Raw genomic sequence first — 24,228 nt, forward strand, 5'->3', positions numbered from 1 at the left:
TTATGAGAGTGATAACAGTGTGTGGAATGGGATTTGGTACCAGTCTTATGCTTCTGATGACGATTAAGGATATCGGTAAGAAGCATCACGTAGCAGTGGAAGGGGAAGCGGTGGATCTGGGTTCCTACAAAGGAAAGCCCTGTGATCTGATTGCGGCTTCCTCGGAGATCGCCAAACAGATCGTGGCCGATGTGCCGGTTCTGTCGGTTACCAATTTACTCGACAAAAAGGGGATCGAAGAAATGATTCTTCCTTATATGAAATAACTGAGGAGAAGACAAAAGGAGAAGAACGGTATGATAAAATTTTTAGTTGATTTCTTAAGCCAGCCTACGGTTGTGTTAGGCCTTGTAGCTATGATTGGTCTGATCGCTATGAAAAACAGTGTGTCGGACGTTATTTCAGGAACCTTTAAGACGATTCTGGGATTTTTAATACTGAGCGCCGGATCCAATGTCATTGTGGGGGCTTTGATTCCGTTCAGTTCTATGTTTAACAGCGCGTTCGGCATGGCGGGGATCGTGCCGGAGGATAACTCTCTGGTGGCTGCGGTGCAGGTCGTATTGGGATTTGAGACGCCTCTCATCATGCTGTTCTCATTCCTGATCAATCTGCTTCTGGCGCGCATCACGCCGTTTAAGTATATTTTCCTGACCGGACATATGATGTTCTCATTCGCTGGTACCATGGCGATCGTCCTGGATCAGATGGGAATCAGGGGCTGGGAAGCGGTGGCAATCGGCTCTGTAATCCAGGGAATATCCATGATCGTATTCCCGGCTATCGCCCAGCCGTTTGTGAGAAAAATATTAAAAACGGATGAGGTGGCATTTGGTTTCTGGGGAAGCTCCCTGGTCTGTCTGAGCGGATTTGTAGGCGGCCTGTTCGGCAAAAAGGACCGTGATCCGGAACAGGACACCTGGGAACAGGTTCACGTATCCGACAAATTGGGCTTCCTGAAGGATATGTCTATCCTCATGGCCATCGTCATGATTGTGGTATATATCCTGACCGCACTGATCGCAGGCCGTGAGACGGTGACGGCGCTGTCCGGCGGACAGAACTACATCATCTATACCCTGATTCAGGCTCTCACCTTTGTGGCAGGCGTACTCGTCCTCTTACAGGGAGTCCGTATGTTCCTGGGGGAAATTATTCCCGCGTTTAAGGGCATCAGTGAGAAGCTGGTTCCAGGCGCCAGACCGGCCCTGGATATCCCGATCTTCTACAGCGTCGGACCGATGGCAACCACTGTTGGTTTCCTGGCGGCGATGGTGGGCGGTATCATCAGCACCATGATTACTACCAGAATGAACGTTGTCGTGCTTCCGGGCGTGATTGGCCTCTTCTTCATGGGCGGCGCGGCAGGCGTGTTCGGCGATAAACTGGGCGGCAAAAAGGGCGCTGTGGCAGCAGGCCTCTTCCTCGGTGTATTCTTCACCCTGATTGTGGCGGTTGCATATCCCTTCGTCAATGTGGGCGCTTACGGAGTGGAAGGCTTATGGTTTGCTTCGACGGATGCCATTATCGTATCGGTGCTGATGCGCCTTGTGGGCATGGTGTTCGGTATCCCGCTGTAAGCCGGTTGACTGCTGCAATTTTAATTAGAAAGAAGGACATAAAATGGAAAGATTCGCAAGGACAGTTTTGGGTGACATCAAGGGAGAGAAGATGGGATTTACGTATCCCCATGAACATCTCCACGCGGTTCCGCCGCCATGCCAGAAGGACAGGGATTTAGAACTGAGCAGCTATGAAAACAGTGTGCAGGAGCTCCTGAATTTTAAGGAGGTAGGGGGATGTACCCTGGTGGAAGCCTCTACGCTGGACTATGGCAGGGATTTGAACATTCTGAAACGGATGGCTCAGGAGACAGGGGTTCATATCATCGCTACCACCGGCTTTAATAAGCACATCTACTATCCGTCCTGGGTGGCGGAAAAGTCCATGGAAGAGATCGCGGGTATGCTGGCAAAGGATGTGATGGAAGGCGGCGACGGATCGGATGCGAGAGCCGGATTCATCAAAATCGGCACGTATTACAATATGATCCATCCTCTGGAGAAGAAGACGACAATCGCGGCGGCCACCGCACAGAAAGTCTGCAAAGCGCCGATCTGGGGGCATACGGAGGCCGGCACCATGGGCATGGAAGTGCTTGATATCCTGGAAAATGAAGGCGTGGATTTAACCACGGTGGCCCTGGGCCATCTGGACCGCAATCCGGACGAGTACTATCTGCTTAAGCTGGCCGACCGGGGAATCTATATTCAGTTTGACGGGCCAGGCAAGGTAAAATACCATCCCGATTCTACGAGAGTAGCCCTCATCCGTTCCCTGATCGGGCATGGTTACGGCAGGCAGCTGCTTATATCCGGGGATATGGGACGCGCCTCCTATTTAGAGGCTTACGGCGGAGGTCCAGGATTCCGCTTTATCAAGACGAAATTTATCGCCCGTCTTCTGGACGAGGGTATCAGTAAACAGGATATCGACACGATCTTTATCGAGAATCCCAAGCGGTGGCTAGCCGTATTTTAAGGAGGGCGCACATGATTGAATCGATCAGACTCATGGCAATTATCCGGGATGTGGAGCCACTTTACGCTGTCCCCATCGCAGAGACGCTGGTGAGCGAAGGAATAACCGGCATTGAAGTGTCCTTAAGTGACGCGGAAAAAGGATTCGGCTGTATTGAGAACATTCAGAAGAGGTTTTCGCCGGATGAAATCTGTTTGGGAGCCGGCACGGTTACGAAGAAGGAAGAGGTGGACCGGCTGGCCGCCATGAAGATTCCTTTCTTCTTAACTCCGGGCTACGACGACGAACTGGTGGCTTACGGCCTGTCAAAGGGCATGGAGGTTCTGCCTGGCGTACTGACACCGGGAGAAGTTCAGAAGGCGCTTAACAGAGGCGTCAGGCGTCTCAAGCTGTTCCCGGCCGATGCCTTTGGAATGTCTTATATTAAAAGTCTGAAGGGGCCTTTTCCGCAGGCGGAATTTGTGGCTGTGGGAGGCGTGAATGAGACTAATGTGTCCCAGTTTCTGAAGGCAGGTTTTGCCGGCGCGGCCGCCGGCAGCAATCTGGTGCCGCGTAAGTCCACAGACGGGAATCTGGAGCTGATCCGGCAGAAAGCCCGGCTGTACGTACAGGCAATGGAAAGGGAGGCATAAAGCGATGGCATTTATCGTCCAGAATATGACCTGGCCCATGGTGAAAGAACGGCTGGAGGTGTGTTCCACCGCCATCGTACCCATAGGCTCCACGGAACAGCACGGCTATCACCTCCCTCTGGGAACCGACGTCTTCCTGGCGGAACATCTGGCGCGGCTCATATCCGACCGTACGGGGGCGCTGGTATTTCCAACACTCAATTTCGGCTATTCCTGGGTATGGCGCGACCGGATCGGCACCATATCCCTCCCTCAGGACCATTTGCAGCTTATATTAAAGGACATCGTAAAATCCGTGGAGCGGTACGGCGTGACGAAGCTCGTCTTTTTAAACGGCCACGAGGCCAACGGCGCCTCCATGAAGTATGCGATCCGTGATATCCAGGACACCACCTCTGTGAAGGTTCTGGGAATGTTTTACCCGGGCCTTCAGCCCATTTACGACAAATATATGGAGAGTCCTACCTGGGGAGGCATGTTCCACGCCTGCGAGTTTGAGACATCACTCATGCTGTCTGCCAGGGAGGAGCTGGTTCACATGGACTTAGCCCGGGCTGAGTATCCGGACCGGCCGCCCCTTTACGGAATGGACAATACCTCCATCGGCGACTTGAGCGTGTCCGGTACATACGGCGATCCCACGGCCGCGGCCAAGGATAAGGGGGACCGCATGTTTGAGGAGTTCGCCGCGAAAGCAGCGGATCTGATTACCAGGCAATAAAGAATAAGATGCGCAGTATCGAAAAGAAGGCCGCTGCAGGGCTTAAAAACCCTGCGGCGGCCTTCTTTTTATTTTGTATCCTGCACACGCATATTCTTCTGCGCGGTAGACAGCATCAGTTTAATTCGGTTTAACTGGTTTACCTCGCTTGCGCCCGGATCGTAGTCCACGGCGATGATGTTGGAATTCGGATATGCCCTCCGAAGCTCCTTGATGACGCCCTTGCCCACGATGTGGTTCGGAAGGCAGCCGAACGGCTGCGTGCAGACGATGTTGCCGACGCCGCTGTGGATGAGCTCCAGCATCTCACCGGTCAGGAACCAGCCCTCGCCGGTCTGGTTGCCGATGGAGACGAAGTCCTTGGCCATGTCTGCCAAATTAGCGATGCGGGCCGGTGCGGTAAAGTGTTTGCTCTTTACCAGTTCCCTGCGGGCTACCCTGCGGAAATACTCAAGGAGTGAGATTCCCATGTTGCAGAGATTAGCGCTCGATTTTTTGCCTCCTAAGTTGGCGGCCTTAAAGTTGCTGTTATAGAAGCAATATAAGAGGAAATCCATCAGATCCGGCATCACGGCCTCGGCGCCCTCGGATTCCAGCAGTTCCACGATGTGGTTGTTGGCCAGGGGCGAGAACTTGACGAGGATTTCTCCGACGATTCCGACCTTTGGCTTCTGGAGTCCCGGAATTCTGGGAAGCTCATCGAAATCCCGGATGATTCCCGAAATATTGCGGGAAAACTCCATCATATTCGGGATCCGCTTCGACAGGGACTTGATGCACCGCTCTTTCCATTTCTGGTGAAGCGCATTGGCGGAGCCGGGCTCCGTCTCGTATGGCCTTGTGGCGTAGAGGACCCTCATGAAAATGTCGCCGTAGACGACAGCCTGCATGGCCTTGGTAAGCAGCGGCAGCGTGATGGCAAATCCGGGGTTCGTCTCCATGCCGTTGGCGTTGACGGAGATGACCGGAATCTGGCCCATGCCGGCGCGCTCTAAGGCACGGCGGATAAAGCCGATATAGTTGGACGCACGGCAGCCGCCTCCGGTCTGGCTCATGAAAATGGCTGTGTGGTCTAAATCGTATTTGCCGGACAGCAGGGCGTCCATGATCTGGCCTACCACGATTAAAGAGGGGTAGCAGGCGTCGTTGTTGACGTACTTTAAGCCTGTGTCGATGGCGGAGCGGTTGTCATTCTGCAGGACCTCCACCTTGTAGCCGAAGGAGCGGATCGCCGGTTCGATTAAGTCGAAATGGATCGGCGACATCTGCGGGCAGAGGATGGTATAATCCTTCTTCATGTCCTTCGTAAATGTTATGCGGTGGTAGGCGCTGGAAATCACTTTCCGCTCATAGTGCTTCTTATCGCGCACGCGGAGCGCGGCTATGAGAGAGCGGACGCGGATTCTGGCTGCGCCTAAATTGTTGACCTCGTCGATCTTGAGCACCGTATAAATCTTTCCAGAGCCGGTTAAGATATCATTTACCTGGTCCGTGGTGACAGCGTCGAGGCCGCAGCCAAAGGAGTTTAACTGGATTAAATCCAGGTTGTTCTGTGATTTTACGTAGCTTGCGGCACGGTAGAGGCGGGTGTGGTACATCCACTGGTCCGTGACGACAAGAGGCCGTTCGATCTCTCCCAAATGGGAGATGGAATCCTCTGTCAGGACCGCGAAGCCGTAGGAGGTGATCAATTCCGGAATTCCGTGGTTGATCTCCGGATCCACATGGTAAGGACGGCCTGCAAGGACGATGCCGTGGCGGTCGTTTTCTTCCATCCACTTCAGTGTCTCCTCGCCCTTTTTCTCCATATCCAGACGGGAGGCCAGAAGCTCCTCCCACGCTTTGTGGGCGGCCGCTTTCACTTCCTCAGCGGGTATCTGGAAATCCTCAAAAAAGACCTCGGTCAGCCGCTTTGTCAGCACCTCTTCGTTGGTAAACGCCATAAAAGGATTGAGAAAACGGACGTTTTCCGTACCCAGCTCTTCCACGTTGTTTTTGATGTTTTCAGCGTAAGAGGTGACGATAGGGCAGTTAAAATGGTTGCCGGCGTCAGGAGTCTCGTTGCGCTCGTACGGAATACAGGGATAGAAGATAGTCTTAATGCCCTGCTTGATCAGCCACTCGATGTGGCCGTGAGTGATCTTGGCCGGATAGCATTCCGATTCGCTGGGGATGGATTCGATTCCCAGCTCGTATATCTTCCTGGTGGACTGCGGGGAGAGTACCGTGCGGAACTTCAGCTCCTTTAAAAAGACAGCCCAGAAGGGATAGTTCTCATACATGTTCAGCACCCGCGGGATACCGAGCACGCCTCTTGTGGCTAAATCAGCGCTCAGCGGCTCGTAATCGAACATGCGGTGGTATTTGTAATCAAATAAGTTGGGGATCTCCCTCTTGGCCCGTTCCTTACCCAGCCCTCTCTCACAGCGGTTGCCGGTGATGAACTGCCGGCCGCCGTCGAAACGGTTGATCGTCAGAACGCAGCTGTTGGTACAGCCCTTGCAGCGCGTCATGGAGGTCTCGTAGTGAAGGCTCAGAATCTTCTCCATGCTTAACATGGAGGTGGTCTTCGTACTGTCATACCGCTCTCTGGCGATCAGCGCGGCTCCGAAGGCCCCCATGATGCCGGCGATGTCGGGGCGTACCGCGTCACACTCTGCGATCTTCTCGAAGCTTCTTAAAACCGCGTCGTTGTAGAACGTACCGCCCTGTACGACGACGTGTTCACCCAAATCGGAGGCACTGGTAATCTTGATTACCTTAAATAAGGCGTTCTTGATGACGGAGTAGGCGAGACCGGCGGAAATGTCGGCCACGGTCGCCCCTTCCTTCTGCGCCTGCTTTACATTGGAGTTCATGAACACAGTGCAGCGGGTACCGAGATCTGTGGGATTTTTTGCAAAGAGCGCTTCCCTCGCAAAGTCCTCCACACTGAAATTCAGGGAATTGGCAAATGTCTCGATGAAAGAACCGCAGCCGGAGGAACAGGCCTCGTTTAGCTGAACGCTGTCCACGGTGCCGTTCTTGATGCGGATGCACTTCATGTCCTGGCCGCCGATGTCCAGGATGCAGTCCACGTCCGGCTCGAAAAACGCCGCGGCGTAGTAGTGGGAAATGGTCTCCACTTCCCCTTCGTCCAGCAGAAATGCGGCTTTTAATAGCGCCTCGCCGTATCCGGTGGAGCAGGAGTAGACGATCTCACTGTCCCCGGGCAGCTGGCTGTCGATCTCGCTCATGGCCCGGATCGCCGTGGCCAGAGGGCTGCCGTTATTGCTGCTGTAAAAGCTGTACAGGAGCGTACCGTCCTCACCGACTAAAGCCACCTTGGTGGTGGTGGAACCGGCGTCGATACCCAGGAAGCATTTCCCGTGATAAGAGGATAAATCGCCCTTTGTCACGCAGTGATTCTCGTGGCGTCTTGTGAATTCATCGTAGTCCGCCTGGTCTGCAAACAGCGGATCCATGCGCTTTACCTCGAATTCCATACGGATTCCGGAGGATAAGCGGGTAATTAAATCTTCCACGGACAGGAGCGCGCCGCGTTCCTCCGCGTTTAAGGCCGCGCCGATGGCGGCAAATAAATGAGAGTTCTCCGGGGCGATGATCGCGTCTCCGCTCAGATGCAGCGTGCGGATAAATGCCTTACGGAGCTCCGGCAGGAAATGAAGCGGACCTCCCAGAAATGCTACATTGCCCCGGATTGGCTTCCCGCAGGCCAGGCCGCTGATGGTCTGGTTGACCACCGCCTGAAAGATGGATGCCGCTAAGTCTTCTCTCGTAGCGCCCTCGTTGATGAGAGGCTGGATATCAGATTTAGCGAAAACGCCGCAGCGGGCCGCGATCGGGTAGATCGCTTTGTAATCCGCCGCATATTCATTGAGTCCGGCCGCGTCTGTCTGTAAGAGCGCAGCCATCTGGTCAATAAAAGAACCGGTGCCGCCTGCGCAGATACCGTTCATACGCTGGTCGATGCCTCCGGTAAAATAGATGATTTTTGCATCTTCTCCGCCAAGTTCGATTGCAACATCGGTCTGTGGGGCATAATCAGTAAGAGAAGCGGCTACCGCAACGACTTCCTGAATAAATGGAATCTCCAGATGCTTCGACAGCGTGAGTCCGCCGGAGCCGGTAATGGCAGGCCGTAAGTCCATGGGACCGAGCAAGTCGCAGGCTTTTTTAAGGAGACTCGCCAGCGTTTCCTGTATATTGGCAAAATGCCGTTCGTAATCAGCGAACAATATGTGATGATCACCGTCTAATATTGCAATCTTAACGGTGGTAGAACCGATATCGATTCCTAACGTGTTATATGTAGTCATATGCGCGGGGATACTCCCCTGCCTCCTTCGTGTATAAGTAAGTTGTCGGGCTCACCGCACCCAGTTTACCATAAAATAAGAAATAATACAATCGCCGTGCCGTGTTAAAAAGTGTTAAAAAATAGTAAAATTTGTGTAAGATCGCCAAATCTGTTTAAAGTTCGTTTGACAAAAAAGGTATGGGACTCTATAATGTATAAGTCTAAGTATGCCAAGTAAAGGGGGAAGTATCTCATGATTCGCATTTTTAAAACAGAGAACGGTCTGATTCACCAGAAGGATGAGCTGTCACCAGGATCCTGGATCGCGCTTACAAACCCTACGGCAACGGAGATTCTGGAGATTGCCAACACTTACGGGATTGATCCCGATGATTTAAGGGCGCCTCTGGATGAAGAAGAGCGTTCCCGTATTGAAACCGAGGATAATTACACCTTAATCCTGGTGGATATCCCGAGTATCGAGGAACGAAACGACAAGGACTGGTATGTGACGATCCCTATGGGCATCATCACGACGGAAGAGGTCATCATCACGGTCTGCCTGGAAGAGACACCGGTACTGGGGGCGTTTATGGACGGCCGTGTGAGGGATTTCCACACGTATATGAAGACCAGGTTCATTCTGCAGGTGCTTTATAAAAACGCATCGCTTTTCCTTCAGTATCTGAGAATCATCGACAAGAAGAGCGGCGTTATCGAGGAAAAGCTTCACAAGTCCACGAAGAACCGGGAACTCATCGAGCTCCTGGAGCTGGAGAAGAGCCTTGTATACTTCACGACCTCCTTACGGTCCAACGAAGTCGTACTGGAAAAGCTGATGAGAAACGAGAAAATCAAGAAGTATCCGGAGGACACGGACCTTCTGGAGGACGTTATCATCGAGAACAAGCAGGCCATCGAGATGGCCAACATTTACAGCGGAATTTTGAGCGGCACCATGGATGCATTTGCCTCCGTTATTTCCAACAACTTAAATATCGTCATGAAGTTTCTGGCGACCATCACCATCGTCATGTCCATACCGACCATGGTGGCTAGCTTCTACGGAATGAACGTGAATTCAAGTGGAATGCCGTTTGCAGACAGCCCTTACGGATTTTTGATTGTCCTGGGATTTACGCTGGTGCTGACGCTGATCGTAGCCTGGATCTTTTCAAAAAAAGATCTGTTCTGATCTGTTATCAATGTATGTGAGAAGGATGGAAGAATGAAATTTTTTTACAATCTGGAACGCAAGTTTAAACGGTATGCGATTCCGAACCTGATGTATTATATTATCCTGATGTACGGCGTCGGACTCTTAATGGAGATGTTCGCCCCGGGATTTTACTGGCGGTTTTTATCGCTGGACGCGCAGGCGATTCTGCACGGTCAGATCTGGAGAATCGTGACATTTATGATTTACCCGCCGGGAGGCGGTATCTTTGGAAGCCTGATTTCCATGTATTTATACTATATGGTAGGAAATACGCTGGAACGTGTATGGGGGGCATTCCGGTTTAATGTGTATTTCTTCATGGGAATTATCGGCCATGTGGCGGCGTCGCTGATTCTGTATGTGTTCTTTGGCACGCCGGTGTATCTGACAACCGAATTCTTAAACTTTTCCCTGTTTTTTGCCTTTGCTGCAACATTTCCCGATCTGGAATTTCTGCTGTTTTTCGTTATTCCGATCAAGGCGAAATGGCTGGCTCTGTTTAATGGTATCTACTTCCTGTACGGCTTTGTCAAAGGGGGAACGAGTGTTCGTGTCACCATCGTGTTGTCTCTGTTAAACTTCATCCTGTTCTTCTTTATGACGAGGAACTTTAACCGGGTGAATCCGAAAGAGATCAAGCGCAAACGGGATTTCCAGAGGCAGACGAAGATCATGCCCCAGGGAAGCACCCATCATAAATGCGCAGTCTGCGGCAGGACGGAGAAGGATGATCCGAACTTGGAATTCCGCTATTGTTCCAAATGCGAAGGCAGTTATGAGTACTGTTCCGAGCATTTATATACACATAAACACGTTACCCGGGAGGAAGACGAAGCCCGGAAAACCACGAAATAACCAGCTTGGAGGAAATCAATGAAGAGAACTAAAATTATCTGCACCATGGGTCCGAACACGAATGACCGCAATTTAATGAAGGCACTTGCCGAGAACGGCATGGATGTTGCAAGATTTAATTTTTCCCATGGAGATTACGAGGAGCAGAAAACGCGTCTCGATATGTTAAAGAGTGTCAGAGAGGAGCTGGATTTACCGATCGCCGCTCTTTTAGATACAAAGGGACCGGAGATCCGTACCGGCGTTTTAAAGGACGGAAAGAAGGTTACCCTGGTGGAAGGCCAGACGTATACGCTCACAACCGATGACATCATCGGCGACGAGACGATGGGCCACATCACCTATGAGCGTCTGCATGAGGATGTGAAGGCAGGCAACAAGATTCTGATCGACGACGGCCTGATCGAACTGGATGTTGTGGAAGTAAATGGAAACAACATTGTCTGCAGCGTTGTAAACGGCGGCGAGCTGGGCGAGAAGAAGGGCGTGAACGTACCGAACGTAAAGGTTAAGCTTCCGGCGCTGACAGAGAAGGATAAAGCCGATATCTTATTCGGTATCGAGCAGGGCTTTGATTTTATTGCGGCGTCATTTGTAAGAACCGCTGCGGCGATTCTTGAGATTAAGGAAATCCTTTCCGAGCATGGCTCCAACATGGCTGTAATCGCTAAGATTGAGAACGCGGAGGGCATTGAGAACCTGGACGCGATCATCGAGGCCAGCGACGGAATCATGGTAGCCCGCGGCGACATGGGTGTGGAGATCCCGGCTCAGGAAGTACCGTATATCCAGAAGATGATTATTGAAAAATGCAACGTAGCCTGCAAACCGGTTATCACCGCGACTCAGATGCTGGATTCCATGATCCGCAATCCGCGCCCGACGAGAGCCGAGGTTACCGACGTGGCCAACGCCGTATATGACGGAACCGACGCGGTGATGCTGTCCGGCGAGACTGCTATGGGCAAGTATCCGGTGGAAGCGCTGTCGATGATGGCATCCATCGTGGAGGAGACAGAGAAGCATCTCGATTACTCCGCGTACCGGAAACGCCGTGTATCCGCTGCCAACGTGCATAACATCTCCAACGCCGTCTGTTCTTCATCCGTGGGAACCGCCCACGACTTAAACGCGAAAGCCATCGTTGCACCGAGCATCACCGGATTTACGACGAGAATGCTTTCCAAATGGAGACCGGAGTCTCTGGTAATCGGCCTGTCACCGAGCGCTTCCGCTGTGCGTCAGATGCAGCTCTACTGGGGCGTAAAGCCGTTCCATGCGAAACGTGCGGAGTCCACCGACGTTCTGATCTATTCCTCCATTGAGCTGTTAAAGTCTAAGGATATCGTGAAGGAAGACGATATTGTCGTTGTGACGGCGGGAGTGGTAGGTCCAACCAGTAAGCATGAGCCTGCGGCACACACCAATATCTTACGGGTGGTAACGGTTGATTAAGTAAAATAGTGGTTTTGTGGTGGAAGATATAATTGGCCATCCGCTATTTTGATTATTTACTAAAAAAAGTATAGACAAAAAGGTCTGTCCCCAGTACAATGGTTCGTAACGGAATCTGTACCCGGTCAGACCTTTTTATTATGATAGAAGGAATTGCGGAAGAATCTGGGAAAATGCCAGGAGTATGGAAAGTTTTTATCAAAGGAGGAGACAAGGCTTTGGAGAAAAGACCATTTGTGACGAAAGAAAAACTGGAAGAGATTGCGGAACTGTATCCAACTCCATTTCATATATATGATGAAAAGGGAATCAGGGAGAATGCGAGGAAGCTGAAGGAGGCGTTTGCATGGAACCCCGGCTATAAAGAGTACTTCGCGGTGAAGGCGACCCCGAATCCGTTTATTTTAAATATTCTGAAGGAATTCGGATGCGGGACAGACTGTTCCTCTGAGACGGAGCTGATGATGGCGGATGCCCTGGGATTTTCCGGCGGCGATATCATGTTTTCTTCCAACGACACACCTGCGGAAGAGTTTCAGTTTGCCCATAAGATCGGCGCGATTATCAATCTCGATGATATCACCCATATTGAGTATCTGGAAAAGGCCATCGGGGAGATCCCGGAGACCATCAGCTGCCGTTATAATCCGGGCGGCGTGTTCAAGATCAGCAACGACATCATGGATAATCCCGGCGATTCCAAGTATGGCATGACGACGGAGCAGATGTTTGAGGCGTATAAGATATTAAAGGAAAAGGGCGCGAAGCATTTCGGAATCCATGCATTTTTAGCCAGCAATACGGTGACGAACGAATATTATCCGCTGCTGGCCAAGATATTATTTGAGCTGGCGGTGAAGCTCAAAGAGGAGACCGGAGCCCATATTAAGTTTATCAACCTGTCGGGCGGAATCGGGATTCCGTACCGTCCGGACCAGGAGCCGAACGATATCATGGCCATCGGCGAGGGCGTAAGAAAGGCTTACGAGGAGATTCTGGTGCCTGCGGACATGGACGATGTGGCGATTTACACGGAGCTGGGCCGCTACATGCTGGGGCCCTACGGCGCGCTGGTGACGAGAGCCATCCATGAGAAACACACGCACAAGGAGTACGTGGGCGTGGACGCCTGCGCGGTGAACCTGATGCGTCCGGCCATGTACGGAGCGTATCACCATGTGACCGTTATGGGGCGCGAAAACGACCCGTGCGACCATAAGTACGATGTGGTCGGTTCCCTCTGCGAGAATAATGACAAGTTTGCCATCGACCGGATGCTGCCGGAGATTCACAAAGGGGATCTGCTCTACATTCACGACACGGGAGCCCACGGGTTCGCCATGGGATATAATTACAACGGGAAACTGAAATCAGCCGAGCTTCTTCTCCGGGAAGACGGCTCTGTGGAAATGATCCGGAGGGCGGAGACGCCAAAGGATTACTTTGCAACCTTTGATTTCTGTGATATCTTAAAGGAGCTTATATAGGATTTTTGCCTGAGGGCAGTGTGAATGAGGCGTTTTGGTCATAGAAAAGAAAAATCCCTGTGTCTTTCGACACAGGGTTGATTTTTCTTTAGGATTTTCGGATTTTCAAAAAGGGTGAAAGGATAATTTGTTACTTTGTGCATTTCTTATGTACTTAGTATAGCATACTGCCCTTGGAAATGTTTGTATATTGTTTGAATAGATTATGAAGATTTTCTTAATTCATCATCTGCTTCCATAAAATGGGGAGGCCAGTGAGGGCGGCGCTTCCCATTTTGCTGAAAATGAAAACTTAAAAAAGATAACGGTTTTTTTACATTTGGTGACAGAGAAGCGACAATTGGTGACATATTTGCTTTTGAGGCCCTACTTTGTGAAATAATTCATAGACTTTTCCTATGAAATATAGTAAAATGTAAAAAAAAGAAAGAGGGGATTATACATATGGATTATAATTCAACAAATCAGCCTTACGTTTATTCCGACAGCACCAGCGTGGAACCGCTGGGCAAATACACTGCAAAAACTTTCGGCTGGATGTTTGCCGGACTTCTTATCACATTCCTGGTAGCCATGTTTGGTTATACGACCGGAACGATTATCTACGTATTTGCGATTCCTTATGCATATCTGGTTTTAGGTGTGGCGGAGATTGCAGTGGTTATCTTCTTATCCGCGCGTATCAGTAAGATGTCTGTCGGCACGGCGAGAGCGCTGTTCTTTACCTATGCGGTTTTAAATGGCATCGTCTTTTCCGCATACTTCTTAATGTACGACATGGTTGACCTGATTCTGGTCTTTGGCGCTACTTCCATCTTTTTTGGCGTTATGGCCGTGGTCGGATACGTAACCAATGCGGATTTCAGCCGTATCCGCAACTTCTTAATGGGCGGACTGATCTTCCTGGTTGTATTCTGGGTATTATCCATGTTTATAAATCTGGGACAGTTTGAACTGATCGTATGTTACATCGGTATCTTCATTTTCCTTGGATTTACCGCTTATGATACACAGAAGATCAGAGCTTATCACCAGTATTACGCACAGGATCCGGATATGGCGGCGAAGGCATCCATCTTTTCCGCACTTCAGTTATACCTGGATTTTGTGAACCTGTTCCTCTATATCATCAGAATTGTGGGCAGACGTAAATAAGAATTGTCAGAATGAGGCGGTCCAGTGCGGGCCGCCTTTTTTCTTTTTATGTGCGGCAGCGTGTTTTGCTCTGATTGTCATAACATGAAATGTACAGCCTGAATCAGGCGTAAGCAGTGAGAAAAGTCGCTGAAAAAATCAATTTTCGGCATAGACAGGAAGAATCTGCCGGAAGTGTTTGACGATCTGAAGATTCTGGATTATGATTGGGTATAAAGGTTAAAGATTTACTTGCAGGAGGTAAAAACATGAGTGACAGAAAATGGCGGTATAAGATGGTGATCCCATTTGCGGCACTGTTCTGTCTGCTTTTGTTTTCGTTTACAGCCGGGGCGGCGGAGAACGGTACCCGGGTGGTCAGGGTGGGATATCCGATCCAGCAGGGTTTTACAGAGATCGATGAAAATGGAAATTACAGCGGATATACGTATGACTACTTACAGGAGATCGCACGGTATACCAATTGGGAATACGAATTCTTTACCATGGAAGGGACGCTGGATGAGCAGCTGTCGGAGATGCTCACTATGCTGATAAACGGCGATCTTGATTTGATGGGAGCCATGAATTACACAGATGGGCTTGCCGCGATCCTGGATTATCCCGAATACAGCTACGGAACCGCGCATAAGACGCTCTCTGTTTTGAAGGATAACCTGGAGTATACGGAGTTTGACTACGAATCATTTGATAATATCCGGGTTGCGGTAGTCAGTTATGACGGCAAGGAAGATGAGAAATTAAATTCTTTTGCGAAGATGAACGGATTTCATGTGAATCAGGTATTGTGCAGTACGAGCGCGGAGCAGTCGGAACAGCTGAGATCTGGAAACGTAGATGCGATGCTGGGGATGGATGTCGCCCTGGAAAACAGTGAACTGCGTGTAATTTCACGGTTTGATTCCCGGCCCTTTTATTTCGGAGTGACAAAGGGGAATCAGGAGGTGGCGGGAGCGCTCAATAAGGCGATGGAGATTATCACCTCCACCAATCCCTACTTGTCCGCGGAACTGAACAAGAAGTATTTTACTGGAGATGAAGGGCTGGTACTTTCGAATTCGGAACTGGAATACATCGGCCGGAAGAAGACCATCAGGGCCGGAGTCATGTTGGGGCGCGCGCCGCTGCAGTATCAGGCGAAGAACGGAGAGATCAGGGGAATTTCCATCGAGGTATTGAAGTATATAGAGGAACAGACCGGATTGATGTATGAGATCGTTCCCTTTCATAATTGGGAAGAGTATTCCAGAGCGGTGGAAGAAGGTACTATCGACATGGTAATTGGGATCGTGGACGATTATGAAGGAACCGGGGCTGACAGCTGTGCGCTGACACTTCCCTATCTGTCTGTCTCTCTGCAGCTGATCATGAATGATAAAGTAGAAAATCTTGCGAAAATGTCGGGAAAAAGGCTTGCGCTGCAAAAATCATTGCTGAAGGATCAAGATACGACGGGAGAACCGCTCTATTATGACAGTATAGAAGAATGCATGGAGGCAGTTCATAAGGGGGAAGCGGATTACTGTTACGGCAACAGCTATGCAGTTCAGTACTATTTGGCTGCCCATAATTATAAAAATCTGCTCACATTTGCACAATCAGAAAACTGGACGCAGAAATACTGTTTTGGAATCAGAAGACCGGTGGATATTATGCTGCTCTCGATTATGAACAAGGTGATCCGGGTGCTTCCGGAGGACCGGGTAAACCATTTTCTTTACGAGAATGTGTATGACGCCGGAGACCTGACATTTTCCGAATATGTGATGCGGAATCCGGAACAGAGCGTGCTCTATCTGGCCCTTTTTCTTCTGGCCGTGGTCACTGCTGTGTTTATTACCGTAGAGATCGCAAGAAGGAGGAATATGGCCAGGAAAGCGCTGGAGAACCAGCGGTATGAACAGCTCAGTGAGCTGTCCAACGAGTTCCTGTACGAGTATAATATCAGGGAAGGCATTTTAAATCTGACGGAACAGACGGCCGGATTTCTGGGGTGCGAAAGGAAGATACAAAACCCGGAGACCATGAAACAGAAGTTTCCAGTATTTAGCTATATGATTTCACAGGAAGAGAACAATACGGAACACGAATGTCTGCTTCCGGGAGGAAATGTGCGGTGGCTGAAGGTCATCTCCAAGATGGTTCTGGATACTACGGGAAGACCGTGGTACGCGGTAGGGAAGCTGATTGATATTCAGATGGAACGAGAGATTAAGGATCAGCTGGAAGCGAAAGCCCAACGGGACAGCCTGACCGGGGTCTACAATTCGGCTACCAGCCATCAGCTGATGAGGCAGGTGCTGGTGGAGGAGGACCGGAACGGTGCAGGAGCCATGATTATCATGGATATCGACTATTTCAAGCAGATTAACGACTACCTGGGCCATTATACAGGTGATCAGGTGCTGGAAGAGACGGCTGAGATTCTGCAGGCGTGTTTCCGCACGGAGGATATAGTCGGCAGACTGGGCGGCGACGAGTTTGTGGTCTTCATGAAGGCGGTGAGCGATCCGGAGATTGTGAAGCAGCGCTGCACCGAGGTGCTGGACCGCGTGAAGGAGGTGACTATGGAGAAACATGGCAAAGAAGTGACGCTGAGCATTGGCGCGGCCATGGCGGGCGGGGAAAAGGATTACGATGTGCTCTACCGGAAGGCGGACCAGGCGCTGTATCAGATCAAGAAGCATGGCAGGAGTGGGGTTTTAGTTGTGGAATAAGGAATACGCCCGCCGGGATACCATAGAGAATGGAATCCCGGACGGGCGTATTTTTATGCAGCCGTTTTTGTGCAGTCGTTTTACTCCGGCGGAAAATCAGAACAGCAAATCTTTTGCCAGCTGAGTCAGCACCTCTTCACAGCGCAGAATATCCTCGCAGGGCACGTATTCGTCCGGTTTGTGGGCCAGCTCTAAGTCGCCGGGGCCGTAGGACATGCAGTTGCGGCTGCCGAGTGTCCCGGCAATGACGGCGGTGTCCGTGTAACCGGGAAAAAAGCTTACGGACGCCGGTTCTCCTGTGACCTTTTGGCAGGCTTCCCCCAGCGCCTTTAAGAGCGGCGACTGCTCGTCTTTTTCCACATAGGGGCGGTTCCCGGTGATCTGATACGATGCGGTGATGCCGGGAATCTCCTGTATCGCGGCCGCGATGGCGTCCTCCACGATCGTCACGGCGCTTGTCGTGTCCGTCGGCGGGACGAGGCGCATGTCGATCCAGACACGGCAGGAATCGGGTACCACGTAGGGACGGTAGCCCCCCTCAATCTGTCCGAAAGTCACAGTGGAAGCGCCCAGATCCGGATGGACCGGGCAGGAGGCGATCCGGCGGCGTATGATAGAGATGATCTCCGCCATGGCCGCGATGGCATCCGCGCCCTTCCACGGCGTGCTGGCGTGAGCCGTGATACCCTTCACTGTAATCTCAAACCAGGTGCGGCCCTTGTGGGCCACCTCGATCCGGCCGTTCGTGGGTTCGGTATCCAGGACCCAGCAGTCCTTCGTGACCCAGCCATCCGCGATGGCGGCCTCGGCCCCGCGCATGAAGTCTTCCTCATCCACCGTCCCGATGAAGACGAGGGTACGCTTCGGTTTCCTGCCGTCCCGGGCGTTGAGAGCCATGGAGGTAAAGGCGGACAGGGCGCAGGCGAGGCCTGATTTCATGTCGCAGGCTCCCCGGCCGTAGATGCGGCCTTTGATCACTTCGGCGCCAAAGGGGGATACGGTCCAGCCCTCCCCGGTGGTGACGGTGTCCATGTGGCAGATATAGACGAGCGGGGGAGCCTGTTCCTCCCCCTCCAGCCTCGCCATGACGTTAAAACGGCCCGGGAGGACCTCCTTTTTGATGACGGGAACGTCCAGGCCTTTCAGATATTGGAAAATGAATTCTCCGATTTCTCCTTCATAGGCGCCGGGATCGGTGCTGTCGATGCGAACCAGGTTCATGGTCAGCTCCATGGCGTCTGAATTGTGGTTATCCATAATACGATTCTCCTTTTTTTCAGTTATTTCCATTATAGGGGTGAAACATGGGAATGTAAATGGAATATGCTAATAAAAAAGGAATCAGGTAAGTGGACTGTGAACCATGCGAGAGAAGTAATCCGATGTGAAGCGGCCTACCGTATGGGCCTGACTGGCCGCGGTATCGGTGTGGCCGTGCTGGATACGGGAATTTATCTTCATGAAGATTTTGAACATAGAGTAGCTGCGTTTACGGATATGGTGCACCGGAGACGGGAGCCATATGATGACAACGGTCATGGAACGCATATTTCAGGAATCATTGGCGGAAGCGGGAATTCTTCCGATGGAAGGTATCAGGGGGTAGCGCCGGAGTGCCATATAATTATGGTCAAGGTGCTGGACCAGAAAGGAAACGGATATGCCTCCGATGTTCTGGCCGGTATCAAATGGATCCGGGAGAACCGGGAACGGCTGGGAATCCGGATTGTAAATATATCGGTCGGTTCTTTCAGTAAGAAAGGCATGACTGAAAACTCCGTCCTGGTGCGCGGCGTCAATGCCGCTTGGGACGACGGTCTGGTGGTCTGTGTGGCTGCCGGCAACATGGGGCCCGGAAAGAACACCATAACTACGCCGGGCATCAGCCGGAAGGTGATTACGGTGGGATGCTCTGATGACTATAAAGAAGTGAATGTGATGGGAAACCGCATGATCGACTATTCCGGCAGAGGGCCTACCGGGGCCTGTATCTGTAAGCCGGAAATTATCGCTCCCGGAGCCGGAATCATCAGCTGTGCCCCGGAAACAGGGGGCTACCAGTCAAAAAGCGGAACGTCCATGTCCACGCCCCTGGTCTCAGGGGCGATTGCGCTTTTACTGCAGAAATATCCCTATATGAGCAACCGGGATGTAAAACTCAGGCTGAGAGAGCGGGCGGTGGATTTGGGGCTGCCCATGAACCAGCAGGGATGGGGAATGCTTGATGTGGAACGGCTGATCGAATAAGAACTGGCTTTAACACAGAAGACCGGACGAAAGGCGTAAACCTTCCGTCCGGTCTTCTGCTGTTAGATTCTGAGTAAGACAGATATGATCCCTATTTGACTTTGGCTGTTTTGCGGCCGGCGGCCGGTTTTTGAAAGGCGCGCTGCTGTGGCTTGGCCGATGGTTTAACCGATGGTTTGGCCGGGCGTTTCCCATCATTTTTACGTGCGCTCTTTACAGGCCGCGGTTTTGTCTCCTTCGGAGGAACGATGAATACGGACATGGGGAACGGGTGGTCTTCCACGACAGGAATCGTCTTTCCAATGAGCTTTTCGATATCCTTCACATATTCTTTTTCTTCGATATCGCTGAAGGAGATGGCCCGTCCTCCGAGACCGGCACGTCCGGTCCTGCCGATTCGATGGACATAGGTTTCCGGAACGTTTGGCAGATCATAGTTGATCACACAGGAAAGCTCCTCGATGTCAATGCCTCTGGCTGCGATGTCAGTGGCTACCAGTACCTGGATTTCCCCGGATTTAAACTGACCCAGCGCTCTCTGACGCGCGCCCTGGGATTTGTCACCGTGAATTGCGGCGGCGTTTACTTTGTTTTTTGTCAGAAATTTGGCTACCCGGTCGGCGCCGTGCTTGGTGCGGGTAAAGACCAGGGTAGAGGTGATGGCCTCACGCTTCAGCAGGTGGACTAACAGCGCGCGCTTATTCTCTTTATCCACATAGTAGAGAGAGCCGTCTATGATATCCACGGTGGAAGAGACCGGAGTCACCTCCACCCGGGCTGGATTTTTCAATAGTTTTTCGGTCAGCGCCTGAATCTCGGCGGGCATGGTTGCCGAAAAGAACAGCGTCTGTTTTTTGACAGGAAGCAGTGCAAGGATCTTCTTTACATCATGGATAAAGCCCATGTCCAGCATGCGGTCCGCCTCATCCAAAACGAAGATTTCCACATGAGACAGGCTTATCTCTCCCTGGCCGATTAAATCATTTAACCGTCCGGGGGTGGCAACCAGGATATCGATACCGCGCCGCAGCTCTTTGATCTGAGGATTTGCGGAGACTCCGCCGAAGATGACGGCGCTCCTCACCTGGGTATGGGAACCATATTCATTTAAATTTTCCGCAATCTGCAGGGCCAGCTCCCTGGTCGGTGTGAGAATGAGGGAGCGGATCACTTTTTTGGAATGTTTTTTATCCGATGGTTTCATCAGGTTTTGTATAATTGGTAAGGCAAATGCGGCCGTCTTTCCGGTGCCTGTCTGGGCGCAGCCCAATACATCCCGTCCGGCCAGCGCATAGGGAATTGCCTGCTGCTGAATGGGGGATGGTGTTATATAGCCCTTTTCTTCCAGTGCCTTTAACAGCAGCGGAGATAGTTGTAAGTCTTTAAAAGTCATGTATTTGTAGTTTTCCTTTTCTTCTATGGTTGTTAATGGTGAACGCCTTATGCTACCACAGATTTATGAAAAATACCAGACATAGTTAGAAAAATAATAAAATTATGATACTGGAAGTAATAGTATGGATACTTGTGGTCTCTGTTTCGGCGGTGGGATAATGGATATACTTTTAGTAATTTTTATGATACTGAAAGGATAGGATACTGTATGAAGAAGGCTACATTTGGGGGGAGAGTACAGGAACGAAGGGAAGAACTGCACTATACGCAGGAGGCTTTGGCGGAGGTGCTGGGGCTGTCCTATAACTTTATCGTCGCGCTGGAGGGGGACAGGAAGAAACCCAGTATCCAGACCTTTACCAAACTGATCAACGTGCTGGATGTTTCCGCTGACTGGCTTCTGGGAATTGAACCCAGCGAACACAGGAAAGAGCGGGAGGAGAGATTTAAATATATTGATGAAAAAATAGGCGATCTTTCCATCACGGCTCAGGACCGTATTCTGACTGTGGTAGAGACCATGATCAATTATGAAACCAGGCTGGATGCAAAACGGCAGGAGAAGTGAGCGGGGCTTAACAGGGAAAAAAAGACTTGAAGGCTGTATCAGTCAGCCTTTCAAGTCTTTTCTTTTTTCAACGGCAGTCTGCAGACCTTTCATGTTTAATGAATCAGCAGATTAGCAACCGGCATACTGATCAGCAGCACGACAGCCAGCTCGATCACCACAAAGATGGTCGTATATTTGTATATTTCTCCGGATTTCAGCCAGTCCTTGTTGCCGAAAAGCAGTGCGGCAAATGGGGAGGCTGCCGGTGTTATGGCCGCGGAGGAGAGCACGAACAAAATCATCATGGACACCACCGGAGCGGAGTTCATTCCTGTCGCCATGCAGAAGGTTGCGATAACCGGCTGCATTAAGAGGCCGATTACGAAGCTGTTGCACACGTTCGTTAAGATCACGGTAAGAACCATGATGATTACGGCAAATGCGGAGGCCGGGACGTTCTGAAGTACCGGCATCAGTACGGTGTTTAAGAATGCGGACACGCCTGTACTCTCGTTGGTCAGTGCATTTCCCAGCAGGATCGCGGAAGCGATGAGGAAATAGGTACTCCAGGAAAATCTCTTCATGGTGCTGGAGAAATCCATCAGCGGCTTCTTGGAGATCCGGATCGCGCACAGCAGGAACACATAGAAGGCGGCGATGCCGTATGTATTGGCTTTTACGAAGCGTCCGACCGGGTGCGTTGGCAGTACGCTGGGAATTAAAAGGATCAGAATGAACACGGTAAAAGAAATTGCAATAAATTTCTGGCGCAGGCTCATTGGCGGAAGCGGATTCTTATTTAACGTTTCCATCTTTAATTCTTTCAGCTTGCTGGTATCCGGTCTCAGTACAAACTTACAGAACAGAACCAGAACCACGATACAGACGGTCGCATGGATCAGGCCGGTAAGCAGGTAGCCGGCGTTATTGATCTCGATTACGGTTCCCATGTTGCCGGTCACGGAAGCGTAGTTGCTGATAAGGGCGAGTCCATTTCCCATGAACGGCGGGATGGGGAAGCCCAGCAGGGTCGCAACGGTGACGAGAATCAGCATGATGGTCGGGAACTTGTCATGTTTCCTGAGGCCTACTGTTTCAAAAATATCATAGAGGATCGGGCAGAATAAGAAGATCGGGGTAAAGCCGCCCATAAACGCGCCCATGAGCATGGAGCCAAGCATGATGAAGAATGCCAGCACCCAGGGACGGCCGAGGCAGATCTTTCTGGTCAGGAAAAATCGTCCGCAGTATTCCGTTAAGTTGTTCTCGATGAGACAGTTGATCGCTGTCAGCAGAAAGAGAACCTGAACGAGAATCGGGTTGCCAAAGGTTGCGGTCAGCACCTCGTTCATGGTGCTGTATCCGGAAAGCCCCACTAAAAAGATAGAGAGAATACTGGAAATAATCGGGTCGGAAGTCGTCCATAAATACAGCGTACCGATGAAAATACCCAGAATTTCCATGCCAATTGGCGTGATACAGGGAAGCTGGAACGGAAGGTAACGGAACAGAAGCATAATACCAATTCCGATTACCAGATGAATGGAGTAGAAATCCTTTTTTTTCGTTTGTGCCATAGTGAACCCCCTATTGTTTTTCTTTGCTGTTTTAAATTTCATAGAAATATGATAATATATTAACAAAGAGTAAAATATAGTCTTGGTTATATTTTTATTCCAATATTTGTAAAAAGATATAATTAAGAAGTAATCAGATATAAAAGTGACAATTTGACGGGAGGACTTCGGAGAAATGGATCAAAACGGAGTGAAACAATACTTTGAGCGTTACGGTATGAGAATTGAAGTAAAGAGGGAGACATCGATCTGTAATCCCAGGCTGTCCGACTCCTATATTTATTACCTGGTGGAAGGAATCGCAAGTCTGACCTCCCTGACCATGGACGGAGAAGAAAAAGACTTCATCTATTTCCCACACGACCATCTCCTTGGCTTTGCTCCGGCCCTGATGCGCCACTACAGAAAAATTCGCGGAGAAAAGCATACGCTGTCCGGAGACGACTGCTTACAGGAAAAGATCCCGTTCGGTATTGACACAAAGACAGACTGCGTCTTCTACCGTCTGGATGAGAGAACCTTCGAGATTCTGCTGGAAGAAGACTCCTGTTTCCTCTCCTACATCATGGAGGCTGTGACCTGCAACTACGTCACCCTGGTCCGCAAATTCCACGATACCCAGGAGGAATGCGCCTCGAAGCGCCTCTATAAATGGTTTCTCGCCTTCAGCAGCCGCGAGGGCCAGTACCGCGCGGTTCCCCACGGCTTCACCTACGCCGAGATCGCCAAATACTTAGGCATGCATCCGGTCACCGTCTCCAAACTCTCCTCCGCCCTGAAAAAAGCCGGCATCATTAAAAAAGAAAAAGGCCGCATCCTCATCATCGACGAGGCCCGCTTAAAAGCTCTTATATAACAGTATTATACAACGGGAGGGGACATATGAAATTCTACATCGCTTCAAGTCTTGTAAACTATGAACAGGTGCGTGACCTTTCACGCCTTCTGAGAAATGCCGGATGGGAGCATACCTTCGACTGGACATTATACTGCCCGGTGAAAGAAAACGACGCGGAGACACTGATGTCTGTCGGGGAAAAGGAATATGAGGGGATCAGGCAGTCGGAAGTTGTGATAATTTTAACTCCCCAGGGCAGAGGAACTCATATAGAACTGGGGATGGCAATCGCGCTGAACAAAATAATTTACCTGTGTCACCATGACGATACGTACTTCAAGTGCGATAAGAATACATCAACATTTTATTGGCTCCCGCAAGTAAAACAGTTCATTGGAAATACGCAGGAAATTGCGGAAGAGGTGTTAAAGTTACAGTAAGAGGACAGAAAAAAATTCCAGAATATAGTCAAGGCTAATTTCCTGCCTTCTCCCCGTGTGTTATACTTTTGTCAAACGAAAAACCGGCAGGCGCCGGAA

At 50.7% G+C, this 24,228-nt stretch carries 19 protein-coding genes; 15 read left to right on the forward strand and 4 right to left on the reverse strand.

The window, feature by feature from the left end; genetic code table 11:
- The first annotated feature begins 2 nt into the window (after positions 1–2).
- Genes H8S75_RS27330 through H8S75_RS27350 form a run of 5 tightly spaced genes read left to right on the forward strand, consistent with a single transcriptional unit; the run spans position 3 to position 3,894 of the window.
- A complete protein-coding gene (locus tag H8S75_RS27330) occupies positions 3–266 on the forward strand; it encodes a PTS sugar transporter subunit IIB (protein WP_002601440.1) in 264 nt (87 codons plus the stop codon).
- 30 nt (positions 267–296) lie between these two features.
- Positions 297–1,580: a PTS ascorbate transporter subunit IIC gene (gene ulaA / locus H8S75_RS27335; RefSeq protein ID WP_110325532.1), complete on the forward strand. Its 1,284-nt coding sequence runs from the start codon at positions 297–299 to the stop codon at positions 1,578–1,580.
- Positions 1,581–1,623: 43 nt separating this feature from the next.
- Positions 1,624–2,541: a phosphotriesterase family protein gene (locus H8S75_RS27340; RefSeq protein ID WP_187024228.1), complete on the forward strand. Its 918-nt coding sequence runs from the start codon at positions 1,624–1,626 to the stop codon at positions 2,539–2,541.
- Positions 2,542–2,552: 11 nt separating this feature from the next.
- Positions 2,553–3,173, forward strand: coding sequence for a bifunctional 4-hydroxy-2-oxoglutarate aldolase/2-dehydro-3-deoxy-phosphogluconate aldolase (locus H8S75_RS27345; RefSeq protein WP_187024229.1), 621 nt, complete (start codon positions 2,553–2,555; stop codon positions 3,171–3,173).
- Between the two features lie 4 nt (positions 3,174–3,177).
- Positions 3,178–3,894, forward strand: a complete 717-nt coding sequence (locus tag H8S75_RS27350) for a creatininase family protein (protein WP_187024230.1) — start codon at positions 3,178–3,180, stop codon at positions 3,892–3,894.
- Positions 3,895–3,962: 68 nt separating this feature from the next.
- Here the strand turns inward: H8S75_RS27350 and H8S75_RS27355 are convergent, their stop codons facing one another.
- The gene (locus tag H8S75_RS27355) at positions 3,963–8,213 is read right to left on the reverse strand and encodes a 2-hydroxyacyl-CoA dehydratase (RefSeq protein WP_187024231.1); all 4,251 of its coding nucleotides are present in this window, start codon (positions 8,211–8,213) and stop codon (positions 3,963–3,965) included.
- 234 nt (positions 8,214–8,447) lie between these two features.
- On the opposite strand from H8S75_RS27355, the gene H8S75_RS27360 reads away from it, so the two are divergent.
- The 6 genes from H8S75_RS27360 to H8S75_RS27385 all read left to right on the forward strand — a co-directional run bounded on the left by H8S75_RS27360 (position 8,448) and on the right by H8S75_RS27385 (position 17,082).
- The gene (locus tag H8S75_RS27360; protein WP_002601434.1) at positions 8,448–9,389 is read left to right on the forward strand and encodes a magnesium transporter CorA family protein; all 942 of its coding nucleotides are present in this window, start codon (positions 8,448–8,450) and stop codon (positions 9,387–9,389) included.
- Positions 9,390–9,422: 33 nt separating this feature from the next.
- Positions 9,423–10,268 carry a rhomboid family intramembrane serine protease gene (locus tag H8S75_RS27365; protein WP_055659672.1) on the forward strand — a complete coding sequence of 282 codons (846 nt, stop codon included), beginning with the start codon at positions 9,423–9,425 and terminating at the stop codon, positions 10,266–10,268.
- An 18-nt stretch (positions 10,269–10,286) separates the two neighbouring features.
- The gene (pyk, locus tag H8S75_RS27370; protein WP_187024232.1) at positions 10,287–11,723 is read left to right on the forward strand and encodes a pyruvate kinase; all 1,437 of its coding nucleotides are present in this window, start codon (positions 10,287–10,289) and stop codon (positions 11,721–11,723) included.
- A 218-nt stretch (positions 11,724–11,941) separates the two neighbouring features.
- Positions 11,942–13,210 carry a diaminopimelate decarboxylase gene (locus tag H8S75_RS27375; protein ID WP_187024233.1) on the forward strand — a complete coding sequence of 423 codons (1,269 nt, stop codon included), beginning with the start codon at positions 11,942–11,944 and terminating at the stop codon, positions 13,208–13,210.
- A gap of 444 nt (positions 13,211–13,654) precedes the next feature.
- Positions 13,655–14,365, forward strand: coding sequence for a Bax inhibitor-1/YccA family protein (locus tag H8S75_RS27380; RefSeq protein ID WP_187024234.1), 711 nt, complete (start codon positions 13,655–13,657; stop codon positions 14,363–14,365).
- A 248-nt stretch (positions 14,366–14,613) separates the two neighbouring features.
- On the forward strand, positions 14,614–17,082 hold the full coding sequence (locus H8S75_RS27385) for a transporter substrate-binding domain-containing diguanylate cyclase (RefSeq protein ID WP_187024235.1): 2,469 nt from the start codon (positions 14,614–14,616) through the stop codon (positions 17,080–17,082).
- Between the two features lie 96 nt (positions 17,083–17,178).
- On the opposite strand, the gene H8S75_RS27390 is transcribed toward H8S75_RS27385, so the two are convergent.
- Complete coding sequence (locus H8S75_RS27390; RefSeq protein WP_187024236.1) at positions 17,179–18,339, reverse strand: M20 family metallopeptidase; 1,161 nt, start codon at positions 18,337–18,339, stop codon at positions 17,179–17,181.
- A gap of 99 nt (positions 18,340–18,438) precedes the next feature.
- Here H8S75_RS27390 and H8S75_RS27395 point away from each other — a divergent pair, with 99 nt between their 5' ends.
- Complete coding sequence (locus H8S75_RS27395) at positions 18,439–19,329, forward strand: S8 family peptidase (protein WP_002601427.1); 891 nt, start codon at positions 18,439–18,441, stop codon at positions 19,327–19,329.
- A gap of 91 nt (positions 19,330–19,420) precedes the next feature.
- Here H8S75_RS27395 and H8S75_RS27400 read toward each other — a convergent pair whose 3' ends face one another.
- Positions 19,421–20,722, reverse strand: coding sequence for a DEAD/DEAH box helicase (locus H8S75_RS27400; protein ID WP_187024237.1), 1,302 nt, complete (start codon positions 20,720–20,722; stop codon positions 19,421–19,423).
- Between the two features lie 210 nt (positions 20,723–20,932).
- On the opposite strand from H8S75_RS27400, the gene H8S75_RS27405 reads away from it, so the two are divergent.
- Positions 20,933–21,292 carry a helix-turn-helix domain-containing protein gene (locus H8S75_RS27405; RefSeq protein ID WP_187024238.1) on the forward strand — a complete coding sequence of 120 codons (360 nt, stop codon included), beginning with the start codon at positions 20,933–20,935 and terminating at the stop codon, positions 21,290–21,292.
- Positions 21,293–21,387: 95 nt separating this feature from the next.
- Here the strand turns inward: H8S75_RS27405 and H8S75_RS27410 are convergent, their stop codons facing one another.
- Positions 21,388–22,851, reverse strand: coding sequence for an SLC13 family permease (locus H8S75_RS27410; RefSeq protein WP_187024239.1), 1,464 nt, complete (start codon positions 22,849–22,851; stop codon positions 21,388–21,390).
- A gap of 175 nt (positions 22,852–23,026) precedes the next feature.
- Between H8S75_RS27410 and H8S75_RS27415 the strand changes: the two genes are divergently transcribed.
- The gene (locus H8S75_RS27415; RefSeq protein WP_187024240.1) at positions 23,027–23,707 is read left to right on the forward strand and encodes a Crp/Fnr family transcriptional regulator; all 681 of its coding nucleotides are present in this window, start codon (positions 23,027–23,029) and stop codon (positions 23,705–23,707) included.
- Between the two features lie 26 nt (positions 23,708–23,733).
- Entirely contained in the window at positions 23,734–24,129 is a 396-nt protein-coding gene (locus H8S75_RS27420; RefSeq protein ID WP_187024241.1) for a nucleoside 2-deoxyribosyltransferase, read from the forward strand.
- The last annotated feature ends 99 nt before the right edge of the window (positions 24,130–24,228 follow it).

The sequence above is a fragment of the Hungatella hominis genome, assembly GCF_014288005.1.
GTDB lineage: Bacteria > Bacillota > Clostridia > Lachnospirales > Lachnospiraceae > Hungatella > Hungatella effluvii.

Excerpts from the sequence above, each read along its gene's own strand:
- H8S75_RS27420 (WP_187024241.1), top strand. The coding sequence starts at position 23,734 with ATGAAATTCTACATCGCTTCAAGTCTTGTAAACTATGAACAGGTGCGT.
- H8S75_RS27380 (WP_187024234.1), top strand. The coding sequence starts at position 13,655 with ATGGATTATAATTCAACAAATCAGCCTTACGTTTATTCCGACAGCACC.
- H8S75_RS27405 (WP_187024238.1), top strand. The coding sequence starts at position 20,933 with ATGAAGAAGGCTACATTTGGGGGGAGAGTACAGGAACGAAGGGAAGAA.
- H8S75_RS27385 (WP_187024235.1), top strand. The coding sequence starts at position 14,614 with ATGAGTGACAGAAAATGGCGGTATAAGATGGTGATCCCATTTGCGGCA.
- H8S75_RS27365 (WP_055659672.1), top strand. The coding sequence starts at position 9,423 with ATGAAATTTTTTTACAATCTGGAACGCAAGTTTAAACGGTATGCGATT.
- H8S75_RS27340 (WP_187024228.1), top strand. The coding sequence starts at position 1,624 with ATGGAAAGATTCGCAAGGACAGTTTTGGGTGACATCAAGGGAGAGAAG.
- H8S75_RS27355 (WP_187024231.1), bottom strand. The coding sequence starts at position 8,213 with ATGACTACATATAACACGTTAGGAATCGATATCGGTTCTACCACCGTT.
- ulaA (WP_110325532.1), top strand. The coding sequence starts at position 297 with ATGATAAAATTTTTAGTTGATTTCTTAAGCCAGCCTACGGTTGTGTTA.
- H8S75_RS27350 (WP_187024230.1), top strand. The coding sequence starts at position 3,178 with ATGGCATTTATCGTCCAGAATATGACCTGGCCCATGGTGAAAGAACGG.
- H8S75_RS27390 (WP_187024236.1), bottom strand. The coding sequence starts at position 18,339 with ATGGATAACCACAATTCAGACGCCATGGAGCTGACCATGAACCTGGTT.
- H8S75_RS27410 (WP_187024239.1), bottom strand. The coding sequence starts at position 22,851 with ATGGCACAAACGAAAAAAAAGGATTTCTACTCCATTCATCTGGTAATC.
- pyk (WP_187024232.1), top strand. The coding sequence starts at position 10,287 with ATGAAGAGAACTAAAATTATCTGCACCATGGGTCCGAACACGAATGAC.
- H8S75_RS27400 (WP_187024237.1), bottom strand. The coding sequence starts at position 20,722 with ATGACTTTTAAAGACTTACAACTATCTCCGCTGCTGTTAAAGGCACTG.
- H8S75_RS27360 (WP_002601434.1), top strand. The coding sequence starts at position 8,448 with ATGATTCGCATTTTTAAAACAGAGAACGGTCTGATTCACCAGAAGGAT.
- H8S75_RS27415 (WP_187024240.1), top strand. The coding sequence starts at position 23,027 with ATGGATCAAAACGGAGTGAAACAATACTTTGAGCGTTACGGTATGAGA.
- H8S75_RS27330 (WP_002601440.1), top strand. The coding sequence starts at position 3 with ATGAGAGTGATAACAGTGTGTGGAATGGGATTTGGTACCAGTCTTATG.
- H8S75_RS27345 (WP_187024229.1), top strand. The coding sequence starts at position 2,553 with ATGATTGAATCGATCAGACTCATGGCAATTATCCGGGATGTGGAGCCA.